Below are 16183 nucleotides of genomic sequence, written 5' to 3'. Positions count from 1 at the left end.
ATGAAGGCCGGAGACGTACTGCCGCCGCTGGAGATCCCCGTCACCCGCACCCTGATCGTCGCCGGGGCCGTCGCCTCCCGCGACTACCAGGACGTGCACCACGACGCCGAGGCCGCCCGGGAGAAGGGCTCCCCGGACATCTTCATGAACATCCTGACCACCAACGGACTCGTCGGCCGGTACGTCACCGACCACTTCGGCCCGCGCGCGGTGCTCCGCCGGGTCGCCATCCGGCTCGGCGCCCCCAACCGCCCCGGCGACACCCTGACGTTGACCGGGACCGTGACCGAGGTGACGGACGGCCCGGACGGCACCGCCACCGCGCTCGTCCGCGTCACCGGGGCCAACGGTCTCGGCCGGCACGTCACCGGCACGGTCACCGTGGAGGTGTCCCGATGAGCCCGCTCCGCCCCGACGGCCTCGGCGGCCGGGCCGCCGTCGCCGGCATCGGCGCGACCGAGTTCTCCAAGGACTCCGGCCGCAGCGAACTCTCCCTCGCCGTCGAGGCGGTGCGCGCCGCCCTCGACGACGCCGGGCTCGCCCCCGGGGACGTGGACGGGCTCGTCACCTTCACCATGGACACCAGCCCCGAGATCACCGTCGCCCAGGCGGCCGGCATCGGCGAGCTCTCCTTCTTCTCCCGCGTCCACTACGGCGGCGGCGCCGCCTGTGCCACCGTCCAGCAGGCCGCGCTCGCCGTCGCCGCCGGGATCGCCGAAGTGGTCGTCTGCTACCGGGCCTTCAACGAGCGGTCCGGGCGCCGCTTCGGCTCCGGCGTGCAGCGGCGCGAGCCGTCCGCCGAGGGCGTCGCGCTCGGCTGGCAGCTGCCCTTCGGGCTGCTCACCCCCGCCTCCTGGGTCGCCATGGCCGCCCAGCGCTACCTGCACGCCTACGGGCTCACCCCGGAGGTCTTCGGGCACGTCGCCGTCACCGACCGCCGGTACGCGGCGACCAACCCCGCCGCCTGGTTCCACGGCAGGCCGATCACCCTCGCCGACCACGCCGCCTCCCGCTGGATCGCGGAGCCGCTCCGCCTCCTCGACTGCTGCCAGGAGACCGACGGCGGCCAGGCGATCGTCGTCACCACCCCCGAGCGCGCCCGCGACCTGCGGCACCCGCCCGCCGTCGTCCTCGCCGCCGCCCAGGGGGCGGGCCGCGGGCAGGAGGCCATGACCAGCTTCTACCGGGACGGGCTGACCGGCCTGCCCGAGACGGGGGTGGTGGCGCGGCAGCTGTGGCGGAGCTCCGGACTCCGCCCCTCCGACATCGACGTGGGCATCCTCTACGACCACTTCACCCCCTTCGTGCTCATGCAGCTGGAGGAGTTCGGCTTCTGCGGGCCGGGGGAGGGCGGCGACTTCGTCGCGGCGGACGCGCTGCCGCTCAACACCCACGGCGGGCAGCTCGGCGAGGCGTACCTCCACGGCATGAACGGCATCGCGGAGGCGGTCCGGCAGCTGCGGGGCACCTCGGTGAACCAGGTACCCGGGGCGGCCCGCGCCCTGGTCACGGCCGGTACGGGGGTGCCGACCTCGGGCCTCGTCCTCGGCACGGACACATGAGGACGCCCGACGGTCGGCGGAGGGGGCGGTTCCCCGGGCGGTCTCCCAGCCGGTTCCCCGGGCGGTCTCCCAGCCGGTCCCCCAGGCGGTTCCCCGGGCGGTCTCCCAGCCGGTCTCCCAGGCGGTTCCCCGGGCGGTCTCCCAGCCGGTCTCCCAGGCGGTTCCCCGGACGCCCCTCACCCCCGGGGTGACGGCGGCTCCACCCAGAGGAGGTGGGGGCACCCCGGGGACTCCGACTTGAGGGGGAGCGGGGTTCGGGACCTGGGGCCGATCCGCCCGGCACCCCTCCGCTCCTAGCGTGGAACCATGACTCCGCCACCCACTGGCCCCGTCTGCGCCGCCGCCTCGACGGCCGCCGGGCGGCCCGCGCAGCGCACCGCCCCGCGCACCTCGCCGCGCCAGGGCCCGAGCCCGTTCGCGTACCCCTCCTTCTCCTCGTTCGTACGGGCACGGGGGCCGCTGCTCCTGCGCACCGCCCGCTCGCTGACCGCGAACCCGAGCGACGCCGAGGACCTGCTCCAGACCGCGCTCGCCAAGACCTTCGTCGCCTGGGAGCGGATCGAGGACCACCGGGCCCTCGACGGGTACGTGCGCCGGGCCCTGGTGAACACCCGCACCTCGCAGTGGCGCAAGCGCAAGGTCGAGGAGTTCGCCTGCGACGAGCTGCCGGAGCCCGCCGGGCTGCCCGAGCCGGACCCGGCCGAGCGCCAGGTGCTGCACGACGCCATGTGGCGCGCCGTGATGAAGCTTCCGGAGCGGCAGCGGCAGATGGTCGTCCTGCGGTACTACGAGGACCTCAGCGAGGCCCAGACGGCCGAGGTGCTCGGGGTCTCCGTGGGCACGGTGAAGAGCGCGGTCTCCCGCGCCCTGGGCCGCCTGCGCGAGGACCCGGAGCTCACGGCGGGCGCCGGCCGCTGAGCGGGCGTACCCCGTCCCGTCGGCCTACGCCGAACGGACAGCGCCGGCATCCGCCAGCGATCACTGGCAATTTCAGTACTCCCGGGTAGTGACATACCGCGCGGTACGTGCGCAGAATCTGCACACCCTTACTGCCACGTAGCGCCCACCGGGAGGACGCCCCGTGTACAGCACCATGCAGGACGTACAGCTCACCCTCAGCCGCATCCTCGAACACGGCCGACGGGTCCACGGCAGGTCCACCGTCACGACCTGGACCGGTGAGCCGGAGCCGCAGCGCCGCACCTACGCCGAGATCGGCGACCGCACCGCCCAGCTCGCGAACGCCCTCCGCGACGAGCTGGGCGTCCAGCCGGGCGAGGCGACGGCGACGCTGATGTGGAACAACGCCGAGCACGTCGAGGCGTACTTCGCGATCCCCTCCATGGGCGCCGTCCTGCACACGCTCAACCTGCGCCTTCCCCCCGAGCAGCTGGTCTTCATCGTCAACCACGCCGCCGACCGGGTCGTCCTCGTCAACGGCTCCCTGCTGCCGCTCCTCGCCCCGCTCCTGCCGCACCTGCCGACGGTCGAGCACGTCGTCGTCGCGGGCCCCGGCGACCGCTCCCTCCTGGAGGGCGCCGCGCCACGCGTCCACGAGTACGAGGAGCTGATCGCGGGCCGCCCGACGACGTACGACTGGCCCGAGCTCGACGAGCGCACGGCCGCCGCCATGTGCTACACCTCCGGCACCACCGGCGACCCGAAGGGCGTCGTCTACTCCCACCGCTCGATCTACCTGCACTCCATGCAGGTGAACATGACCGAGTCGATGGGCCTCACCGACAAGGACACGACCCTGATCGTGGTCCCGCAGTTCCACGTGAACGCCTGGGGGCTTCCGCACGCCACCTTCATGACCGGCATCAACATGCTCATGCCGGACCGTTTCCTCCAGCCGGCCCCGCTCGCCGAGATGATCGAGCGCGAGAAGCCGAGCCACGCCGCCGCCGTCCCCACCATCTGGCAGGGCCTGCTCGCCGAGGTCACCGCGAACCCGCGCGACCTCTCCTCCATGAAGCAGGTCACCATCGGCGGCGCCGCCTGCCCGCCCTCCCTCATGGAGGCGTACGACAAGCTGGGCGTCCGCCTCTGCCACGCCTGGGGCATGACGGAGACCTCCCCGCTCGGCACGATGGCGCACCCGCCGGCCGGGCTGACCCCGGAGGAGGAGTGGCCATACCGCGTCACGCAGGGACGTTTCCCCGCGGGCGTCGAGGGCCGGCTCGTCGGCCCCGGCGGCGAGCACCTGCCCTGGGACGGTGAGTCCGCCGGTGAGCTGGAGGTGCGCGGCACCTGGATCGCGGGCGCGTACTTCGGCGGCGTCGGCGCCGACCCGGTACGCCCCGAGGACAAGTTCAGCGAGGACGGCTGGCTCAAGACCGGCGACGTCGGCGTGATCAGCCCCGACGGCTACCTCACCCTCACCGACCGCGCCAAGGACGTCATCAAGTCCGGCGGGGAGTGGATATCCAGCGTCGCGATCGAGAACGCGATCATGGCCCACCCGGCCGTCGCCGAGGCCGCCGTCGTCGCCGTCCCCGACGAGAAGTGGGGCGAGCGCCCGCTCGCGACCGTCGTCCTCAAGGAGGGCGCGGAGGCCGACTACGCGACCCTGCGGGACTTCCTCGCCACCGAGGGCGGCATCGCCAAGTGGCAGCTGCCGGAGCGCTGGGCGATCGTGCCGGCGGTCCCGAAGACCAGCGTCGGCAAGTTCGACAAGAAGGTCATCCGCAGGCAGTACGCGGAGGGCGAGCTGGACGTCACGCAGATCTGAGGGCGGCAGAGGGGAGGGCCGGGGAACGGCCCTCCCCTCTGCCCCAGTCGGTACCGGTCTTCTGCCTCAGTTGGTGCCGATCTTCGCCAGCAGGTCGACGATCCTGGCCTGGACCTCGGCGCTGTTGGAGCGCTCGGCCAGGAAGAGCACCGTCTCCCCCGAGGACAGCTCCGGCAGCTTCTCGGGGTCGAGTCCCGTCGAGGTGTAGACGACCAGCGGGGTGCGGTTGAGCTGCCCGTTCGCCCGCAGCCAGTCGATGATCCCGGCCCGTCGGCGGCGCACCTGCATGAGGTCCATGACCACCAGGTTCGGCCGGAGCTCGCCGGCCACCGCCACCGCCTCGCTGTCCGCGGCCGCCCGCGTCACCTGCATCCCGCGCCGCTCCAGGGCGGCGGAGAGGGCGCCCGCGATGTGCTCGTCCTCCTCGATGACGAGCACCCGTGAGGGGTGCTGCTCGCTGTCGCGCGGCGCGAGCGCCTTGAGCAGGACGGCGGGATCGGCGCCGTACGCCTCCTCCCGGCCCGCCTGCCCGAGCCCGGCCGCGAGCAGCACCGGCACCTCGGCGGCGACGGCCGCCTGGCGCAGCGACTGGAGCGCGGTCCGGGTGATGGGTCCGGTCAGCGGGTCGACGAAGAGCGCGGCGGGGAAGGCGGCGATCTGCGCGTCGACCTCCTCGCGGGAGTGCACGATCACCGGCCGGTAGCCGCGGTCGCTCAGCGCCTGCTGGGTGGTCACGTCGGGCGCGGGCCAGACGAGCAGCCGGCGCGGGTTGTCGAGCGGCTCCGGCGGCAGTTCGTCGTCGACGGGCAGCGGCGCGGGCCGGTTGACGACCTCGACCGCGCCCCCGGGACCGTCGAGCGGCTCGGGCCCCTCGGCGGACCCCTCGGCGGGCGCCCCTATCGCGTACGCGCGCCCCCGCCCCTCGGACCCGGCGGCGTCCGGAAGCCCGAGCGGTTCGGGTGCCGGTACGGACGGGGGTACGGGTGCCGGTACGGCCGCCGGAGCCGGCGGGTCGACCTCCGGCGGCGCCGCGAGCTTGCGGCGCCGGCCCGAGCCGCTCGACGGCGCGGCCACGGGCGTCCCGGCCTGCGCCGGCGGCGCGAACGGCACCCCCTGCCCGAGCGTGCGCACGCTGAACGCGCGCCCCTGCGTGGAGTCCTTCGGCAGGGGAGCCGGGGCGGGGGCAGGCGCCGGAGTCGGGGCGGGGGCAGCCGTCGGAGTCGGAGCCGGGGCCGGGGCGGGCATCGGGTTCGGCATCGGCAGCTCGGGAGGCAGCGGTACGGAACCGGTCCCGGTCCCGTCCGTGGGCGCCGCCGCCGTGGCCCCCGGTGTCGGCGGCGTCGGCGGCGTCGGCGGTACGGGAGCGGGCGCGGCGGCCGGTACCGGCATGGCCTGCGGGACCTCGGGAACCGGCGGGAGGGGGTGCGACTGCGGGGGAGTGTGCCCGACGGGCAGGTCCCGTACGGCCTCATGGTCGCTTCCGGCCGGTGGTACGTCCGCCGGGAGCTCGCGGTCGGCGTCGGCGGGCGGCAGCGCGAACGGCGTCCGCGGCCCCGCCTCGGCGGCCGCGGCGCGCTCCTGCGCGGCGGCGAGCGCACGCCGCCGGCGCCCGGTCGGCCGCTCGGCCCCGGCGGCCTCGACAGCGGCCACGGCGACCGCGCCCTGCGGCGCGGTGGGCAGCGCCGGCGTCAGCGCGGGGGCGCCGGACGGGTCGACGGGGACGCCCTGCGGCGGCACGGCGGCACCGAGCGCGGCCCGTTCCTGGGCGCCCTCGGCGGCGGTCACCACGGAGCCCTCCGCCGGGCGGCCACGGCGGCGGCCGGTCGGTTCGACGCCCGCGGACTGCTGGGCGGGGATCAGTTCGGCGGGGCCCGCGGTCTCCTCCGTACGGGCCCGGCGGCGTCCGCCACCGCTCTCCGGTGCGGTCGCGCTCTCCAGGAAGGCGTCCGTGGACCCGCGCCGGGCCCGGCGCCGCCCGGGACCGCCGACGGTCCCGCCGTCCACCGGCCCGGACGCCTGCGCGGGCAGCGCGGGCACGTCGGACACGGTCCCCGGCTCAGACTCCGGCTCCGGCTTCGGCTTCGGCTCGGGCGCGGGGACGGTTCCCCGCCCGGCGCCGATCGGCACCTCCAGGACGTAGGTGCCGCCGCTCGTACCCGGCACCTCGTGGGTCTGCACGACACCGCCGTGCGCCGCCACGATGCCGCGCACGATGGGGCCGTGGACCGGGTCGCCGCCCGCGTACGGGCCGCGGACCTCGATGCGGACGACCTCGCCGCGCTGCGCCGCCGCGACCACGATCGTGGAGTCGGCGGGGGCGGCGGCGCCCGGCGCCGGGGCGCGGGTCTTGCCGGTGGCGTCGACCCCGGCGACGTCCGCGACGAGGTGGGCGAGCGCGGTCGTCAGCCGGCCGGCGTCGACCTCGGCCTCGATCGGCGGCGCGTGCACGGCGAACTGCGCCCGGCCGGGACCGATCAGCTCCACGGCCGCGTCGATGCCGCCGGTCACGATCGCGTCGAGCAGCGCGACCTTCTTGTCGAGCTCCTCCTCGCCGGCGTCCAGGCGCTGGTAGCCGAGGACGTTGTCGACGAGGGCGGTCATCCGGGCGTACCCGGCGACCAGGTGGTGCAGCACCTGGTTGGCCTCGGGCCACAGCTGGACGCCGTCGTCGGCGGCGAGCGAACCCAGTTCGCTCCGCAGCTCCTCCAGGGGACCGCGCAGCGACTCGGCGAGGACGGCGGTCAGCTGGGCGTGCCGGGAGGCGAGCGCCGCGTACCTCTCCGCCTGCTGCTCGCGCTCGGCCGCGTGCCGCTCGGCCCGGTCGGCGAGCTCGGCGGCGTGCTTCTCGACCAGCTCCTCGTACGGCCTGCGGTCGGTGAAGGTCATCACGGCGCCGACGAGCTGGTCCCCGTCCCGCACCGGCGCCGTCGTCAGGTCGACGGGCACGCGCTCCCCGCTCTTCGACCACAGGACCTGCCCGCGCACCCGGTGCTTGCGGCCGGACTTGAGGGTGTCGGCGAGCGGGGACTCCTCGTACGGGAAGGGGGTGCCGTCGGCGCGCTTGGCGAGGATCAGCGGGTGCAGCTCGGCGCCGCCGAGCTCGCCGGCCCGGTAGCCGAGGATCTGCGCGAAGGCGGGGTTCACGAGGACGACCCGGCCCTCGGTGTCCGTGCCGACGACCCCCTCGGAGGCGGCCCGCAGGATCATCTCGGTCTGGCGCTGCGAGCGGGCCAGCTCGGCCTCGGTGTCGAGGGTGCCGGTGAGGTCGCGGACCACGAGCATCAGCAGCTCGTCACCGGTGTAGCCGCTGTACGAGTCGTACGCCTCGCGCCCGTCCTCCAGGCTGGCGCTGGTCACCTCGACCGGGAACTCGCCGCCGTCGGTCCGGCGGGCGATCATCCGCATCGGCTTGGTCCGGCCGCGCTCGTCCGCGGGGTCGGGGCGGCGCATCGACCCGGGGATGAGCCGGGAGTCGAAGTCGGGCAGCAGATCGAGCAGCCCGCGCCCGACGAGCGCGGTGCCGGGGGTCTCGAACATGCCGAGGGCGATGGTGTTGGCGTTGACGACCGTGCCGTTGCAGTTGACGAGCACGAGACCGTCGGGAAGGGCGTCGAGTATGGCTGCGAGGCGAGCAGCGCCTCGGGATGGCCTGCTGCTCACGACGACGCTTCCTCCCTGACGCCCTGCACTTGCCCGCGGGGTGTGCCCGCGGTGTTCGCCGCCCGGCATGTGCCGTGACGGCGGGCCGGCCCCATCTTGCCCCTCGGGCGGCGGCCCTGTCACGGAGGGAGTCTAACGGCGCCCCCGGCCCTCAGCCCCGGACGCTCGGAAGGAGCGGCTCCGCGTTCTCCCAGCGCTCGATCTCGCAGCCGTTCGCACGCGAGAAACGGGCGTCGACCCGCCGCCCCTGCCAGACGCCCGTCACCTGGGCGGTCACCGCCCCGCCGTACACCTGCGCGCAGAACCGGTCCGCCGCCACCGGCGCGAAGGGATCCTCCCCGGCCCGCGCGAACCCCGCCAGGCGCTCACAGGCCCGCGCGGCCGCCGGATGATCGCCCCCCGCCCCCTCCCCGCACCTCAGCTCCCACCTCCCGTCGGCCTCCGGATGCCCGCTCCCGGAGACCTCCACCGTCAACGCGTCGGGCGAGGCCTGGGGCGACGAGAGCAGCGGCAGCCCCGGCAGCGGCGGCAACGGCACGGCGGAGGCGACCCCGGCGGCGGTCCCGGCGAGGGCGGTGGCGAGGACGAGACTGCGCAGCAGCATGGGGCGACTCCGAACGAGAAGGCGAAAGACCGACCGGACACCCCCTCTAACGCGGCGGGCGATACGGCGTTGCGCCCCCGGGAGCCAGGGAAAGAGGAGGAGGGCCAGAGGACGCCCCGGGCCTTTGTCCCGGGCCCCGCCCGCATATAAGAGGTGCTCCGTGTTTCTGGTAGCGTTGTAGTGCCCTTCGGGGTGGGCGTAGAAGAGCGCCCGTGGGAGTCAACCGCATCGTGTCCGTCACCGGCTCGCCGGTACGGATCGCGCGGCAGTACGGCCCAGGCCGTGCCTCTGCTCCCCGAATTCCGGAACGGCCCCGAGCAACCCCGGATGAGCCGCCGCGAGGCGACCACGCCGGAGCGCCCGGACCAGCCGACCGGATGCAGTCCGCACCTCCTCCGGGAGCTTGGGGATCAAGTCTTCGTACGGTGAAAGCGATTGGTGACACGAGGCTCGCCTGTGTCATCATCTGCACGCACCCCGCGCGGGATGCGAGGAGGCGTCGCCTAGTCCGGTCTATGGCGCCGCACTGCTAATGCGGTTTGGGCTTTACCGCCCATCGAGGGTTCAAATCCCTCCGCCTCCGCCCCCAGGAAGCCCCGGCCCGACGGCCGGGGCTTCCGCCGTTCCCGGCCGCACCTTCCGCCCCTCCTGGCCCGCAGCCTGTGACCCCGGTCTCTTTCGGCGCCTTTCGCCGCCTTCCGGACCTCGGAACCCTTCGGTCCGCCCCCCTCCTCCACTCCCTCCCCGGGCGGCGTTTCCGCAGGTCAGAGGGGGTTGGGTAATCGGATTTCACATGACGCCGGGACTCATGTAATGTTCTTCCTGTCGCCGGGACAGCGGGCCGAAAGGGCCGGGAAACGGAGACAAGAACTAAAAACAAGCACTCGTAGCTTAACGGATAGAGCATCTGACTACGGATCAGAAGGTTGCAGGTTCGAATCCTGCCGAGTGCACACAGCTGAGAGGCCCGGACGAGAGTCCGGGCCTCTTGCGTTGCCGGGTCGTGCGGCGGCGAAGTGCGGCAGCCGTCCCGATCGCGGTACGCGGTACGCACCCCTCCTCGCTCGCCTCGGCGGAGACCTCCCTCGTCATGGCGATCAAGGAGGAGAGCGGTTCAGCCGCGGTTCGGGCGGGGGAGCTCTTGGCGAGGGCCGCGCAGGGCCTCCAGGGTCGCTCCCAGGGCGAACGACTGGACCAGGGCGCCGATGGCGACCCCGCCGACCAGGGACCAGTCGGACGCGGCCGTGCCCCCGAGCGCCTCGATGCCCTCTGTGGCCGGCAAGGAGGTGGGGGCGGTGAGAAGGAGCGGCCATATCCCGACCATTCCGGGGTCCTCGAACAGCGCGGCGACCACCTCGAACACGACGGACGCGCCGACGAGTCCGAGGTAGACGGCGGAAGCGGCGTTGGCGAAGGTCAGACGGAACAGGGTGCGAGCGTTCATCGATTCCCCCCCCGGAGGTGTGGTGCTCCCCATGCTCTTGGCGGACCGTGACTCCGGCGTGAGTACCCGTACTCAATTCGACTCGCCTCGACCCCAGGGAGCGGGAACGCGAGGCGGGGCGTTGCCAGGGGGGTGGGGGGTGCGGTTAGGTTCGGATGATCGTATTCGTGACTGAAAGTGGGGGGTATCGGTATGGCGCTCTTCGGGAACGCGCACGCGATCGAGCCGGCGCAGGCGCAGCAGGACTACGCGCGGCTGCTCGGGCAGGGGGAGCAGGTGAACGCCGCGTATCTGCTGATCCGTGACGTCATCTTCTTCACGGACCGGCGGCTCGTGCTCGTCGACAAGCAGGGGATCACCGGCAAGAAGGTCGAGTACCACTCGATCCCGTACCGGAGCATCACGCACTTCGCCGTCGAGACGGCCGGCACCTTCGATCTCGACGCCGAGCTGAAGATCTGGATCTCGGGGCAGGCGCTGCCCGTCACCAAGACGTTCACCAAGGGTGTGGACATCTATGAGGTGCAGGCGATTCTCACGCAGTTCGTGGCCCGCTGACGGAGACTCGGACGCTCTGGGAGGGCCTCGGTTTAGCCGGGGCCTTCCCCTTTTGGGTGAATCCGTCCGATGTGCATGTCATTTGAATATGCCTTCGTCCTAACGTGCCGGGTGGAGGTGATGATCGTTGGACGCGATCGACATCGATGACTTCGTACGGGCCGCCGCCGGGGGGCGGTTGAGGCGGTTGACCGCCGTCGACGGGGCGCACTGGTTCCCGCTCGTGGACGTGGCCCGGCGGCTCGGGTACCCGGGGCCGCGGGAGGCGCTGCGGAGTGTGGCGCTGCCCGTCTGGTGCCTGGCGCCTGCGCGGGAGCTGGCGCCGAGCCCGGAGATACTCGCGCGCAGTGGCATCCGCGGGACGGCGCGCATGGTGAGCCTCGCCGGGCTCGTGCAGCTCGTCACCGCCTGCCGGTCGCCCGAGGCCGGGCCGTTCCGGTCCTGGGTGGGCGAGCTGGTGGCCGAGGTGCAGCGGCACGGCGGGTACGGGCTCGAACCGGCGCCCGCACACGGCGGGTTCGTGCTGCCGCCCGAGCTCGTCGACGTCCTCGTCCGGCTGGAGGGGCGGTTCGACGAGGATTCCGTGGACTTCGCCGGCTGTGCGGAACTGCTGCGGGAGGCGCGGCACAGCCTCTCAAGGGTCGCCGACTCCCTTGAGAGGGCCTTCGCCGTCCCCCGCCAGCGCGGCGCCGAAGGGCCGTCCCGGCTCAGCGCGCAGGAGCTCGTCGAGTCCTGGGAGATCAGCGGCGACATGCGGGCCGTCGCCAGCTGTCTCGCCCCCGCCCTCGTCCGCGGCGGCGTCCGCTGCCGCCCGCAGGACGTCACCCGGCGCACCGGCCTCTCCGGCGACCGCGTCCGCGACTGCGTCCGGCTGCTCATCGAACGCGGCTGCATGCGCGAGGTCGGTGATCCCTGCCCGGACGGGACCCGGATCTACGTGCTTCCCTGAGGAGGCGGAGAGAGGGGACGTCGGGCGTGTGGCGGAGTGGTGGGCTCGGGTGGGCCGGGGGGTCCGCCGGGCTTCGGTGGTGGGGCGGTCGGGTGAGTCCGGTCGTGTACGGGCGGGCGCTCGCCTTCCGGGCCGTGGGTGGGCGGGTCTGTCCTGGAGCGCGGGGGAACCCCTGTCCTGGCGGGGCCGCCGTGCCGGGGCGGTCCACCGGCGGGCTGTGTGGCGAGTGTGCGCGGCTCGACCGGGTTCATTCCGTCGCCGCCGACACCTTCGCCGACGACCCCCGGCCCTACCGGGTCTACCTCGCCTGGTTCGGGGCCGGCACCGTGAAGGTCGGGATCACCGGGGAGCACCGGGGGTCCGTCCGGCTCCTCGAACAGGGGGCCGTCACCTTCTGCTGGCTCGGACGCGGGCCGCTGATGGCCGCCGGCGGACCGAGGAGGTGCTGCGGCAGGTGCTCGGAGTGCCCGACCGGGTGTCGTACGAGCGGAAGCGGGCCCTGCGGGTCGGTCTGCCGGACGCCGCCGCCCGGCGGGGCGAGGTCGAGGAGCTGTACGCGCGGGCCCTGGGGGTCGGCGGATGGCGGGAGACCCTGGAGGCGCTGCCGTTCGCCGCGTACGACCACGAGGACGTCTTCGGCATCGGCTCGCTGCCCGCCCTCGACGGGACCGTCACCGAGCTCGTCGACGGCGGGGTCGTCACCGGGCGGGTGCTCGCCGCCGCCGGGCCCGACCTGCATCTGCTCGACCCCGGCGGGCGCCACCTCGTGCTCGACGGGCGGCTGCTCGGGGGGTGGGGGCTGGAGCGGGGTGGGGAGGGTGATGTCTGGAGTGTGCCCGTCGGTGCTGTGGGCGATGCCGGGGGCGGGGGAGAGCAGGGCGGGTTGTTCTGAAGGGGCGGCGGCGGGCTTCGTAAAGTCTTGGATCCCTTTGGCCGGCGGCCGTGGACACCGGGCGTCCGGTCCGGCGAGGGTGATCGCATGACTCAGAAACCGGTCTCCGGACTCGAACCGCCTTACTACACCGCTGTCTTCACCTCCCTGCGGCCCGACGCCCCCGAGGGGTACGCCGAGACCGCCGCCTCCCTGCGCGAGCGGGTCGCCGCCGTCCCCGGCTTCCTCGGGTACGAGTCCGCCCGCACGCCCGGCGGTCTCGGCATCACCGTCGCCTACTTCCGTGACCTGGAGTCGCTCGACGCCTGGCGCCTCGACGCCGCGCACACGGCGGCGAAGGAGTACGGGCGGGAGCACTGGTACACGGCGTACAGCGTCCACATCGGGAAGGTCGAGCGGAGTTACGGCTTTGAGCGGGAGTGAACCCGGCGCGGCGGAGGAGGCGGCAGCGGTGCGGGGGTTCGTCGCGCGGCTCGGGCTGCCCGGGCTCGTCGACGTCCACACGCACTTCATGCCGAAGAACGTCCTCGACAAGGTGTGGGCCTACTTCGACGCCGTCGGGCCGCTGACCGGGCAGCCCTGGCCCATCACCTACCGCGAGGAGGAGGCGCGGCGGGTCGAGCTGCTCCGCGGCTTCGGGGTGCTCGCCTTCACCTCGATGCTCTATCCGCACAAGCCCGGCATGGGCGCCTGGCTCAACGCCTGGGCCGCGGACTTCGCCGCCCGGACGCCCGACTGCCTGCACACCGCGACCTTCTTCCCCGAGCCGGAAGCCGCCGCGTACGTGCGGCAGGCGCTCGACGCGGGGGCGCGGGTCTTCAAGGTGCACCTCCAGGTCGGAGGCTTCGACCCGAACGACCCCCTGCTCGACGGGGTGTGGGGGCTGCTCGCCGAGAGCGGGACCCCGATCGTCATCCACTGCGGCTCCGGCCCCGCGCCCGGCGCCTTCACCGGTCCCGGACCGGTCGGCGCGCTGCTCGCCCGGCACCCCCGGCTGCGGCTGGTCGTGGCCCACATGGGCATGCCGGAGTACGAGGACTTCCTCGGGCTCGCCGAGCGGTACGAGGGCGTGCACCTGGACACCACCATGGCGTTCACGGACTTCAGCGAGCGGCTGGCGCCCTTCCCGGGCGACGCGCTCAAGCGGCTGGCCGACCTCCAGGACCGGGTCCTGCTCGGCTCCGACTTCCCGAACATCCCGTACCCGTACCTCCACCAGCTCCACGCCCTCGAACGGCTCGGGCTCGGCGACGACTGGCTCCGGGCCGTCCTCCACGACAACGGTGCCGCGATGTTTCACGTGAAACCGTGACCAACCGTTCGTTTCACGTGAAACCACGGCTGCCCTGTTTCACGTGAAACCTCGCCCGGCCTCTCTCCTCCCGCTTTCTCAGGGAATTCACAGGAAAGCGCAAGGGGGATCTCAGTAGCGGCGGCGAGCGTGGGGACCATGACCGTCACCACTCGCAGCACATCAGCCCGCCGTGGCGCCCGCGCCGATCTGCTCCGTGCCGACGGCACCGCCGTCCGTGTCCTCGTCGTCGACGACGAGGCGTCCCTCTCCGAACTGCTCTCCATGGCCCTGCGCTACGAGGGCTGGCAGGTCCGCAGCGCCGGCGACGGCGCCGGCGCCCTGCGGGCCGTGCGGGAGTTCCGGCCCGACGTCGTCATCCTGGACATCATGCTCCCGGACGTCGACGGGCTCAGCCTGCTCGGTTCGATCCGGCGTGAGCTGCCGGAGGTTCCGGTCCTCTTCCTGACAGCGAAGGACGCCGTCGAGGACCGGATCGCGGGGCTCACGGCCGGCGGCGACGACTACGTCACCAAGCCGTTCAGCCTGGAGGAGGTCGTCGCCCGGCTGCGCGGGCTGATCCGCCGCTCCGGGGCCGCGCAGGCCCGCAGCGAGTCGGTGCTCACGGTCGGCGATCTCACCCTCGACGAGGACAGCCACGAGGTCACCCGGGGCGGCGACTCGATCCACCTCACCGCGACCGAGTTCGAGCTCCTTCGGTACCTCATGCGCAATCCGCGCCGGGTGCTCAGCAAGGCGCAGATCCTCGACCGGGTGTGGTCGTACGACTTCGGCGGTCAGGCCAACGTCGTCGAGCTCTACATCTCCTACCTGCGGCGGAAGATCGACGCCGGGCGCTCGCCGATGATCCACACCCGGCGGGGGGCCGGTTACCTCATCAAGCCGGGGGAGTAGTCCTCATGCGCCTCCGTCCCCGGCGGCCGTGGTCGCTGCGGACGCGGCTCGTGGTCTCCGCCGTCGCGCTGATCGCGGTCGTCGCGGCCGTCATCGGCACGGTCACCACCATCGCGTACCGCTCCTACCTCTACGACCGGGCCGACGAGCAGCTGACGGGGATCGCCCGGCGGGCCGCCGGGCCGCCCGTCCTGCCGGTCGGGCCGGATCCGGTCCGGGGCCGCGGACCGCTCGCCTTCCTCGGCGACCCGGGCTCCCCGATCGGCGCCCTCGGCGCCGTCGTCGAGGACGGGAAGGTCACCGAGGCGGGGTACTCGACGGAGGTGGCCGGCGGCGGCGCGGGCGAGCGGCCCCGCTTCCCGGTCGAGGACCTGGACGAGGGCCAGCGGACCGCGCTCGCCGCCGTCCCCCGCGACTCCCGGCCGCACACCGTCGAGCTGCCCGGCGGGCTCGGCTCGTACCGGGTCGTGTACGCGGAGGGCGTCCACGGCGCCTTCCTCACCGGCATCCCGCTCACCGAGGTCGAGAACGCCCTCTCCACCCTCGTCCTCGTCGAGCTGAGCCTCACCGGCGCCTCCCTCGTCGCCGCCTCGCTCGCCGGGACCGTGCTGGTACGGATCGCGCTGCGGCCGCTGCGCCGGGTCGCCGCCACCGCCGAGCAGGTCGCCCGGCTGCCGCTGCACAGCGGCGAGGTGGCGCTCCACCAGCGGGTCCCGGAGGCCGAGGCCGATCCGCGTACCGAGGCCGGGCAGGTCGGCGCCGCGCTCAACCGGATGCTCGACCACGTCCACGCGGCCCTCGACGCCCGCCAGCAGAGCGAGACCCGGGTCCGGCGGTTCGTCGCCGACGCCAGCCACGAACTGCGCACCCCCCTCGCCTCCATCCGCGGCTACGCCGAACTGACCCGGCGCGGACGGGAGGAGTGCGGGCCCGACACCCGGCACGCACTCGGCCGGATCGAGTCCGAGGCGACCCGGATGACGGGCCTGGTCGAGGATTTGCTGCTGCTCGCCCGGCTCGATGCCGGGCGCCCCCTCTCATACGAGAGCACCGACCTCGTCCCACTGGTCGTGGACGCCGTCGGGGACGCCCGCGCCGCCGGGCCCGACCACCGCTGGCGCCTCGAACTGCCCGGGGAGGGCGAACCGGCGGCCGTACGCGGCGACGCGGCCCGGCTCCAGCAGGTGCTGCTCAACCTGCTGGCCAACGCCCGGACGCACACCCCGCCCGGGACCACCGTCACCGCCCGCGTCCGGGCCGAGGGCGCGGCCGTCGTCGTCGAGGTCCGGGACGACGGGCCCGGCATCCCGCCGGAGCTGCTGCCCGCCGTCTTCGAGCGGTTCGCGCGCGGCGACGCCTCCCGCTCCCGGCAGGCCGGCTCCACCGGGCTCGGCCTCGCCATCGTGCGGGCCGTCGTCTCCGCCCACGGGGGCGAGGTGACCGTCGAGTCCGCCCCCGGCCGGACCGTCTTCGCCGTCCGTCTTCCGGCGGCCGACGCACCCGCGGAGGCGGACTCACAGGCCGGCCACAGGCTGATCACACAGCCGTGACAGGGGGCCCGGCGAGGGTCGTGG

13 protein-coding genes, 2 tRNA genes and 1 pseudogene are annotated in these 16183 nt (G+C 73.8%); 13 read left to right on the top strand and 3 right to left on the bottom strand.

Features of this window, described 5'->3' with window-relative positions; translation table 11 throughout:
• The 4 genes from QK442_RS16760 to QK442_RS16745 all read left to right on the top strand — a co-directional run bounded on the left by QK442_RS16760 (position 1) and on the right by QK442_RS16745 (position 4296).
• The gene (locus tag QK442_RS16760) at positions 1-399 is read left to right on the top strand and encodes a MaoC family dehydratase (protein ID WP_282694782.1); all 399 of its coding nucleotides are present in this window, start codon (positions 1-3) and stop codon (positions 397-399) included.
• Positions 396-1562 carry a lipid-transfer protein gene (locus QK442_RS16755; protein ID WP_282694737.1) on the top strand — a complete coding sequence of 389 codons (1167 nt, stop codon included), beginning with the start codon at positions 396-398 and terminating at the stop codon, positions 1560-1562. Before QK442_RS16760 ends, QK442_RS16755 begins: the two co-directional genes overlap by 4 nt.
• A gap of 306 nt (positions 1563-1868) precedes the next feature.
• The gene (locus tag QK442_RS16750) at positions 1869-2480 is read left to right on the top strand and encodes a SigE family RNA polymerase sigma factor (protein ID WP_282694736.1); all 612 of its coding nucleotides are present in this window, start codon (positions 1869-1871) and stop codon (positions 2478-2480) included.
• 163 nt (positions 2481-2643) lie between these two features.
• Positions 2644-4296: a long-chain fatty acid--CoA ligase gene (locus QK442_RS16745; protein WP_282694735.1), complete on the top strand. Its 1653-nt coding sequence runs from the start codon at positions 2644-2646 to the stop codon at positions 4294-4296.
• A 66-nt stretch (positions 4297-4362) separates the two neighbouring features.
• Here the strand turns inward: QK442_RS16745 and QK442_RS16740 are convergent, their stop codons facing one another.
• Both QK442_RS16740 and QK442_RS16735 read right to left on the bottom strand, forming a co-directional pair.
• Positions 4363-7956: a PAS domain-containing protein gene (locus QK442_RS16740; RefSeq protein WP_282694734.1), complete on the bottom strand. Its 3594-nt coding sequence runs from the start codon at positions 7954-7956 to the stop codon at positions 4363-4365.
• A gap of 151 nt (positions 7957-8107) precedes the next feature.
• Positions 8108-8560: an SSI family serine proteinase inhibitor gene (locus QK442_RS16735; RefSeq protein ID WP_282694733.1), complete on the bottom strand. Its 453-nt coding sequence runs from the start codon at positions 8558-8560 to the stop codon at positions 8108-8110.
• Positions 8561-9052: 492 nt separating this feature from the next.
• Here QK442_RS16735 and QK442_RS16730 point away from each other — a divergent pair.
• Positions 9053-9143, top strand: a tRNA-Ser gene (locus tag QK442_RS16730).
• Between the two features lie 297 nt (positions 9144-9440).
• Positions 9441-9513: transfer RNA gene (locus QK442_RS16725), tRNA-Arg, on the top strand.
• A 161-nt stretch (positions 9514-9674) separates the two neighbouring features.
• On the opposite strand, the gene QK442_RS16720 is transcribed toward QK442_RS16725, so the two are convergent.
• Entirely contained in the window at positions 9675-10004 is a 330-nt protein-coding gene (locus tag QK442_RS16720) for a hypothetical protein (protein ID WP_282694732.1), read from the bottom strand.
• Positions 10005-10196: 192 nt separating this feature from the next.
• Between QK442_RS16720 and QK442_RS16715 the strand changes: the two genes are divergently transcribed.
• The 7 genes and pseudogenes from QK442_RS16715 to QK442_RS16685 all read left to right on the top strand — a co-directional run bounded on the left by QK442_RS16715 (position 10197) and on the right by QK442_RS16685 (position 16159).
• Positions 10197-10562, top strand: coding sequence for a PH domain-containing protein (locus QK442_RS16715; RefSeq protein ID WP_282694731.1), 366 nt, complete (start codon positions 10197-10199; stop codon positions 10560-10562).
• 127 nt (positions 10563-10689) lie between these two features.
• Positions 10690-11511: a BRO family protein gene (locus tag QK442_RS16710; protein ID WP_282694730.1), complete on the top strand. Its 822-nt coding sequence runs from the start codon at positions 10690-10692 to the stop codon at positions 11509-11511.
• Between the two features lie 26 nt (positions 11512-11537).
• Positions 11538-12403 (top strand): annotated as a pseudogene (locus tag QK442_RS16705) (DUF2797 domain-containing protein).
• A gap of 87 nt (positions 12404-12490) precedes the next feature.
• On the top strand, positions 12491-12826 hold the full coding sequence (locus QK442_RS16700; protein WP_282694729.1) for an antibiotic biosynthesis monooxygenase: 336 nt from the start codon (positions 12491-12493) through the stop codon (positions 12824-12826).
• The gene (locus QK442_RS16695; protein WP_282694728.1) at positions 12813-13715 is read left to right on the top strand and encodes an amidohydrolase family protein; all 903 of its coding nucleotides are present in this window, start codon (positions 12813-12815) and stop codon (positions 13713-13715) included. Before QK442_RS16700 ends, QK442_RS16695 begins: the two co-directional genes overlap by 14 nt.
• A gap of 138 nt (positions 13716-13853) precedes the next feature.
• The gene (locus QK442_RS16690) at positions 13854-14609 is read left to right on the top strand and encodes a response regulator transcription factor (RefSeq protein ID WP_282694727.1); all 756 of its coding nucleotides are present in this window, start codon (positions 13854-13856) and stop codon (positions 14607-14609) included.
• A 5-nt stretch (positions 14610-14614) separates the two neighbouring features.
• Positions 14615-16159 (top strand): HAMP domain-containing sensor histidine kinase, encoded by a 1545-nt coding sequence (locus QK442_RS16685; RefSeq protein ID WP_282694726.1) that lies wholly within the window; start codon positions 14615-14617, stop codon positions 16157-16159.
• Positions 16160-16183 lie beyond the last annotated feature (24 nt).

Origin of the sequence: Streptomyces sp. CC208A, from assembly GCF_030010625.1 — a bacterium.
Taxonomy (GTDB): Bacteria; Actinomycetota; Actinomycetes; order Streptomycetales; family Streptomycetaceae; genus Streptomyces.
The sequence above is the reverse complement of the archived record's forward strand: the minus strand, read 5'-3'. Positions and strand labels throughout refer to the sequence as shown.

Coding starts and splice junctions, on each gene's coding strand:
- QK442_RS16760 (WP_282694782.1), top strand. CDS start 1: ATGAAGGCCGGAGACGTACTGCCGCCGCTGGAGATCCCCGTCACCCGC.
- QK442_RS16755 (WP_282694737.1), top strand. CDS start 396: ATGAGCCCGCTCCGCCCCGACGGCCTCGGCGGCCGGGCCGCCGTCGCC.
- QK442_RS16750 (WP_282694736.1), top strand. CDS start 1,869: ATGACTCCGCCACCCACTGGCCCCGTCTGCGCCGCCGCCTCGACGGCC.
- QK442_RS16735 (WP_282694733.1), bottom strand. CDS start 8,560: ATGCTGCTGCGCAGTCTCGTCCTCGCCACCGCCCTCGCCGGGACCGCC.
- QK442_RS16720 (WP_282694732.1), bottom strand. CDS start 10,004: ATGAACGCTCGCACCCTGTTCCGTCTGACCTTCGCCAACGCCGCTTCC.
- QK442_RS16715 (WP_282694731.1), top strand. CDS start 10,197: ATGGCGCTCTTCGGGAACGCGCACGCGATCGAGCCGGCGCAGGCGCAG.
- QK442_RS16700 (WP_282694729.1), top strand. CDS start 12,491: ATGACTCAGAAACCGGTCTCCGGACTCGAACCGCCTTACTACACCGCT.
- QK442_RS16690 (WP_282694727.1), top strand. CDS start 13,854: ATGACCGTCACCACTCGCAGCACATCAGCCCGCCGTGGCGCCCGCGCC.
- QK442_RS16685 (WP_282694726.1), top strand. CDS start 14,615: ATGCGCCTCCGTCCCCGGCGGCCGTGGTCGCTGCGGACGCGGCTCGTG.